Source organism: Enterococcus thailandicus, assembly GCF_001886265.1.
Lineage (GTDB): Bacteria > Bacillota > Bacilli > Lactobacillales > Enterococcaceae > Enterococcus_B > Enterococcus_B thailandicus.
In genome coordinates this window covers 1-7252 of the sequence record NZ_JXLE01000030.1, presented here as the reverse complement: position 1 = coordinate 7252, position 7252 = coordinate 1, and the positions used below count along the sequence as shown (strand labels likewise).

At 38.7% G+C, this 7252-nt stretch carries 5 protein-coding genes and 1 pseudogene; 2 read left to right on the top strand and 4 right to left on the bottom strand.

All coding sequences use genetic code 11. The features are described 5' to 3' along the window. Nucleotides 1-126 precede the first annotated feature (126 nt). The 3 genes from bglX to RV17_RS12740 form a co-directional block, all read right to left on the bottom strand. A complete protein-coding gene (gene bglX, locus RV17_RS12750) occupies nt 127-2337 on the bottom strand; it encodes a beta-glucosidase BglX (protein WP_071869426.1) in 2211 nt (736 codons plus the stop codon). A gap of 24 nt (nt 2338-2361) precedes the next feature. Continuing rightward, entirely contained in the window at nt 2362-3828 is a 1467-nt protein-coding gene (locus RV17_RS12745; protein ID WP_071869425.1) for a glycoside hydrolase family 43 protein, read from the bottom strand. A 73-nt stretch (nt 3829-3901) separates the two neighbouring features. Continuing rightward, entirely contained in the window at nt 3902-5179 is a 1278-nt protein-coding gene (locus RV17_RS12740; RefSeq protein WP_071869424.1) for a PTS sugar transporter subunit IIC, read from the bottom strand. Between the two features lie 176 nt (nt 5180-5355). Between RV17_RS12740 and RV17_RS12735 the strand changes: the two genes are divergently transcribed. Both RV17_RS12735 and RV17_RS13770 read left to right on the top strand, forming a co-directional pair. After that, nucleotides 5356-6345 (top strand): AraC family transcriptional regulator, encoded by a 990-nt coding sequence (locus tag RV17_RS12735; protein ID WP_071869423.1) that lies wholly within the window; start codon nt 5356-5358, stop codon nt 6343-6345. Between the two features lie 82 nt (nt 6346-6427). After that, nucleotides 6428-6529: pseudogene (locus RV17_RS13770) on the top strand (transposase); the annotation flags it as partial. 501 nt (nt 6530-7030) lie between these two features. Here RV17_RS13770 and RV17_RS12725 read toward each other — a convergent pair. Beyond that, the coding region (locus RV17_RS12725) for a DUF7006 family protein (RefSeq protein WP_428839266.1) at nt 7031-7252 on the bottom strand (222 nt) is incomplete at its 5' end.

The following is a 7252-nucleotide window of genomic DNA, read 5'->3' as shown; positions in this document are numbered from 1 at the left end:
ATTCTTTATTTAAAACTTTGCAACAGAACCCCTGCTTTAAATTCATAATAAAACTAAAATATTCGTTTTTTAAATCCTCACGCCATCTTCTGTATGGATGTTCCAGTGACCACATAACATAGAAAATCAAATTACTTCAAAAATCGCTGATTTACAGTCGGATGAGTTTTTCCCGATAAACAAAGTAAACATTCCCGGTTCGACACCATAATTCATGTCTTTTTGATAATAATAAAGATCTTCTTTTGTTATTGTGAACTGAACAGTTTTTTCTTCATAAGCTGACAAAGATATTTTTTGATATTTCTTTAATTCTTTCACAGGCCTAACTACCGATCCAACGTGATCTCTGATATAAAGCTGGACTGTTTCCAATCTAAAGTAAGCGGAGTCATTGCGGATCGTAATTTCTGCTTCCAGTGATTCGTGCATGCTCGAATTACTCAGCTTTAATGAATGGTATGATGCTTCCCCAAAACTCAACCCATAACCAAATGGAAAGAGCGGCTCGTTTGAACAATCCAGATACTTCGAAACGAAACGTCCAGTATGTGTCTTACTGTTCAATGGTCTTCCAGTATTGAAGTGATTGTAAGAAAGCGGCAGCTGCCCTACATCTTCTGGAAAGCACATACTTAAACGACCAGAAGGATTGACCTTCCCAAAAAGTATGTCAACGATTGCTTGAGCTCCTTCTGTGCCAGGAAACCACGCCTGTAAAATTGCATCCATTTGTTTTGTTTCTTCTTTTAAAACCAGTGGACGACCACTGAAATTGATCAGGATATTTTTTTTACCAAGAGCGGTCATTTTTTTAATAAATGCTCTCTGAACGGCTGGTAAATGAAGGTCCGTTCGACTGCCAGCTTCCCCACTTTGCAAACTGTGTTCCCCCATAGCAAAAAGAATCACATCGGCCTCGGCTCCCGCTTTCAGTGCTTGTTCCAACCAAAGCTCTTGCTCTGCAGCTGATATGGAGGAGCCGCTGGCAGTATAGCCAAAGTCTCCGAGGATAGAATCGTCTTCTAAAAGCGGGCAACCTGGTTCGCAATGAACATACTTTTCCGTAACTGCATTTTGGAGCGCCGTTTTTAATGTTGTGACATCCTCTGTTTTTCCGTGTACTGCCCATAAACCAATCATTGCTCGGTTGTCACCATAGGGACCAACGAGTAATATTTTCTCTTTGTTTGGAGTAAGAGGAAGTACCTCTTGCTTATTCTGCAATAAAACGATCGCTTCGGAGGCAACTTTTCGTGCAAGTTTCCGGTTCTCTTCGGATAAAAGTATTTGAGCCTCTACTTCTTCTGAACTGCCGCGGAAAGGATCTTCAAACAGCCCTAAATCCTCTTTAAGTTTCAAGACACGATACACAGCGTCATCAATCAACCGCTGATCAATCGCACCGCTTTCCAGCAGCGGACGAAGCTCTTTCGCATAACAGCGGGTTTTCATATCGATGTCATTTGTTGCTTCGATCGCTAATTTGGCCGCTTCTCGATCATCCTCAGCAATCCCATGAGGAATCAATTCTTGAACAGCTGCATAATCCGAAATAACGACTCCATCAAACTGCCATTCTTCTCTTAAAATTTGTTTGATCAAAAATTGATTAGCAGTAGCGGGAATACCATCATACGTGTTAAAAGAAGTCATGACTAGTTTGCATCCAGCCTCGACAGCCGCTTTATAGCCGCTTAAGTAGTCTTGACGCAGTTTGCGTTCGCTCATATCAACTGTATTATAATCTCGTCCTCCTTCTGCTGCACCATAAGCAGCAAAATGTTTAACACAGGCAGCGATTCCGGACAGGGTCCCCCCTTTTTCCTGCTGAATGCCTTCTACCATCGCTTTCGCAAAATCAGCATTTAGCAGCGGATCCTCTCCTGTCGACTCCAAGCATCGGCCCCAGCGAGCATCGTGTACTAAGTCGACCATCGGTGCATAAGTTACATGCGCGCCAGCCGCTCTTGCTTCTTGTGCTGTGGCTTGGTAGGCGCTTTGAATCAACGCCGGATTCCATGTTGCTCCCAATCCTAGAGGAATCGGGAAGACTGTTCGGTATCCATAAATGATATCTGCCATAAACAATAGTGGGATTTTGTGTCGGCTTTTTCTTAAGTAGTCTGTTTGAATCTTTCGAGTTACTTGAGCCCCTGTGACATTTAATACCGAACCGACAACATCGATGATGTCTTGTTGGATGCCAAGTTTTTTCTGGGGGCCCAATGACAAATCGCTTCCGTGAAAAAATTCTCCAGATAACTGCACCAATTGGCCGATTTTTTCATCTAAGGTCAGTTGGTTGACTAATTGTGCCAGTGTTTGATTTTTCATATTATTGCTCCTCGAATAGTTTCTTTATTGATATGTCAGTTCTGGTGTGATAAAGCGAGTCTTTCCTGTAGCTGCTTCTGCAAAAACTCCTAACTGGACACCGGTAAATTTTGAGTCAGAACATTCGTTTGTAAAATGACGTACAGCGATTTGATCTTTAAACACTACAGTGCTCGTTTCATCTATAATCAGCAGATTGTAGCTATTGCTGTCTCCAGATAATTTCAGGGTCAGTCTCTTTCTATCTTTTAAATTATTGGATCGATGCAGATGTAAATCGAAGATGATTTTGCTGGAAAAAAGCTCTGTTTGGTGTTTTGTTTTTCGCAATCCGAATTGGCAAAAATGCAGGTCATCCTTATAGATTGCTATGCCAAAAGTTCCCTCCTGACATTCGTCGACCATCAATGTCGTTTCAAAGCAGCAGGTAGTATCAGCTTGACTTAAGGACAAAAAGGCAATGGGCTCGTCCTTAGAAGTTCCTAAACGGGTCGGTAAGTTATCAATGACCAAATCAGTATCATACGTATAATCAATTGGCAAACGTACACTCTGCAACTTCTTGCAGAGAAAAGGTACTAGTTCATTCCGCTGCTTAACGCTTTTTGAAAAACGATCTGTTTCAACTTCAACCGATGCATTCCCTGTCTGATTGACGACTGGCCAACCATCTATCCACTCTACAGGTAATAAAATCGTTTCACGACCAAGCAGGGTGAAATGACGGTTGGGCCTAGTCGCAAGAGCTGTCAGCCACCAAGAACCTTTTTTGTCTTGAAAGAAATCTGCGTGCCCTACGGCTTGAAGCCTCGATTTGATATCTCTATTAGAGAGGATAGGATTCGTATTAGCTCCTTCATACGGACCATTGATTGATTTGCTTCTTTGAATCGTTACCATATGGCCTTCTCTTGTGCCACCTTCTGCCAATACAAGATAGTACCATTCGTCTTTCTTGAATAGATGCGGTGCTTCTGCGTCGCGTCCACCGCAACCTTGGCTGATTTCTACCGGATCTGTCAGCATTTTCCCGCTGTAAGGATCGATTTCAAATTGTAGAATGCTGTTTTTCCCTTTCATTGATGCAGCAAGTTGGAAGAAAAATCGGCCATCAATAAATGAAAGTGAGGGATCGATCCCGAAAGGACAATCGATCCAGATTGGATCAGACCAACCATGGTCAAGGTTTTTCGTATGGCAGATGAAATTCCCTTGGGTGACATTTGTACATACTAGAAAATATGTTTCCTCAAAGAAGCGGATCGTTGGGGCAAAAAGTCCCATCGAGTTGCTGATTTCTTTCAGATTGATATGATCCGGACAATCAATCGCATACTGCTTAAAATGCCAATTGAGCAGATCCTGGCTTTCAAAAATCGGCAGACAAGGAAAAAATTCAAAACTTGAACAGACTATATAGTAGGATTTCCCATCGAAACAGATACTCGGATCAGGATGAAATCCTTTGATAATTGGATTGGTATACTTCATTGTGCTCCTCTTTTCTCTTTTAGTGCCACATGTAAAAAGAAGAAAGCGACACTAGCCGCTTTCTTCATCGAGTTTACACTTTCTCCTTCAATGCGGCTTGTTCCAATTGATAGGTTTCTTTATCCAGCTTTTTAAACCACGGATACCATAATATCGGTGACAAAATCAGTTGAATGAACAACTGTAGAATGATAATCGATAGTTTCCCTTGAACAGCTGCATGGAACCCAATTGGTAAACCGAAAATGGCAGTAACACCAGTAAAACGAGCGACAAATCCAAAACGTGTTAAAACATAAGCTAAAATTAAAGCAATGCTATTATTGGTAATGAATGGTACCGCTAATTTAAAGTTTAATACCAAAGGCGTACCAAAAATCAATGGTTCAGTGATTCCGAAAAGAGCTGGGACAATTGCGACTTTCCCTGTTTCTCGATACTGCTTGCTTTTCGCTCGCAGCATTAATAATGCTAATCCTAAGCCCATACCGCTCCAAGTTATGATATTAAAGAATGCATAGCCAGTAATGTTTGGCGGTGTTTGGCCTGCCGCAACAGCGTTTAAGTTCTCGACGTCCATTGCCATCCACAGGGCTTGAACGATCGGCATAACGACATTTGTTCCATGAATACCGAAAAACCACAAAACCTGTTGAATCAGTGAGATCAGAATGACTGCACTGATTGATCCTCCGATCCCTTGAAGCGGTTCTTGTATGATACTGTAAACAAACTGATGCATATTGCCGAAGCTGGTTGCTTCAAAGAGTGAATTGAATACAATGAAGAGCACACTGATAAGAACCGTAGGCAAAATTGATTCAAATACTTTTGTTACCATAGGAGGTACACCTGATGGCATTTTGATCGTCCAACCTTTGTCTTTCAGCCAAATATATACTCTTCCACTTACCAAACCAACGATCATTGCGGAAAATACTCCTTGTGCACTTAGCCAAGTAGCTGGAATCGCGCTGACTTCGTCCGTCGTTGTACCTAGAGGGGTAATGATAAAGAAACTAAGCAATGCGATAATAGCAGCGGAAATACCATCTTCTGACGGACGTAGATTTTTCACTAAATGATAAGCCATTAATACCACGACATAAACAGCCATCGAGCCAATAGTTATTTGATTTAGTTTGCTAAAAACATTTGCGAAACCAGCTAAAAATGAAAGTGCTGGAAGACTATTAGGTAATACTAGAAGTAAAACAGCGATCGAGCCGATCAAAATAGGACCTAGTGTCCCCATCATCGCACCGGAGATCGATTTTAAATAAGCATTGTTGCCTAATTTGTCAAAAAAAGGACTTAATTTATCGAAATAACCTGTGATTTTTTCTTTCATAATATTTCCTTCCAATCATTTATTGTTGATTTGATAGCGCCTTCAATTTCAACTTGATTTCAATATAGCAAATTATTCTACTGACGCGAATATCAATAAACGCTTTCTTTTTAACAAAAACACAGATTTGACTACTCGATAACGGATTGTTAAAATCGAAAAAAAGGAGTAAAACGATGGACCATTTAGCGCTAGACAACTTGATCCGTGAAGTTTCTTCTCATGAAGAAGCTTACCGTGATGGCAATTTAAAACCCGACTATTCAGATTTTAAAAAAGTAGTTGTTAACGATCAAGAAGTTCTTTGTATGGAACTGACAGATTCACAGATGATTACTAAAGATCAGCCGTTTTTTATAAAACGACATTCTCGTTTTCAGAATTACCCTATTCACTGTCATGATTGGATTGAATTTAACTATATGTATGCTGGAAAATGTCAGCAGATCATTAACAATGAACCACATTTTCTGTATGAAGGGCAAATTTTGCTAATGGATGCAAATACTGTTCACAAGATTGAACCGCTTGGCGAAGATGATATTCTCATTAATTTGATTATTCCCAAGTACTATTTAACTGCAAATTTCTTCAACCGTTTTTCCTCGGACAGCGTTTTGACTTCATTCTTTATTGAAGCCATCACTCATGGAATGAAACATGATCGATTTATTCATTTTGCTTCAGAAACAAGGACACGTATACAGTTCTTTTTTAAAGAGTTGTTATGCGAATGGTTTGATCGTTCCACAGCATATACCGACATTTGTGAAGGATTGTTGAGTTTGATCATTTCGGATCTTGTGAATATCTATCAAGACTCTTATACGGATCATTCTGATCGATATCGAAAGAGCCCGATTGTTCCAATTTTGAAATACATTGAGAAAAATTATGCAAATGTGACTTTGACAGAATTATCGGAACAATTCAACCTTAATCCCAATTATCTGTCCAATCTTTTAAAAAAACACACCGGCTATTCTTACAAAAAACTTGTAATCAATCAACGTATCTTGGCAGCTGATCGTTTTTTACTTTCAACCGACATGGATATCGTTGATATTTCGCAACAAGTCGGATTTGAGAATATTAATTTCTTTTACCAAAAATTTAAAGAAACATATGGCATTACTCCTGGTACAAGAAGAAAGCTTCATTTTTGAAAACTTGGATAAAGCAATCGATTTGTTGGTTGTCGTTATTCCAGAATATCAACGTATGACAAGTGTTTAAGGTGTAGGAAAAGTATACGCTGCCCAATTGATCATTGAAATTGGGCAAATTGAAAGATTTGACGATCAAACAAAATTGGTAAACTATGCGGGCGTATGTTGGAAAGTCAAATAATATGGAAACTACCAGTCACAAAATAAACCTCTGACCAAACAAAGAAATCGCTATTTTAGATACTACTTAATCGGGTGCGTTAAATTTTTAACAATTATGTGAAAAATCACCTCTTTGAATTTGAAAATTTTTTATCATAGCAAATGTAAAGAGGTCTCAAAACATCAACATAAATGAGCACGATAGATAAATAATAAATTTTTATTGACGTAAACTCAAATTCTTGAAGCGACCAGAAATAAAGTGAATTTAGTCGGATCTATTTAAGTGCGCTTAAAAACTGATTACATAGCAAATTAAAAAATATTAAAACTCAGTTATTATAAGAGCATACTATTTATATCAACATCATAGAGAGATTGGTACAAGTTACCCTAATTCTCTTAACGTGTATAGTTTTTCTTGACACAGCTCCAAATTTTATACGTCATAAACCACCGACTTTTGTACTGACCATAGTTCATAAATTATAAATATGTCTTAATTACAAGTTCTTGTGTTTTAATCTATTTTAAAAATAAGTGATTTGTTCGTAGAGTCGTTTATACTGTACCCACAAAGTTCTTTGTTGTAATAACGATAATCATTTTCCACAATTTTTAAAACTTGTTCATCGTCGAAATCAAAATCATCAACAATCACTAATAACTCTCGTAATAAAACTAATTTCGAATCGATACCTAAAACAATAGGAATTACTTCCCAAAAATTATCCTCGTATAA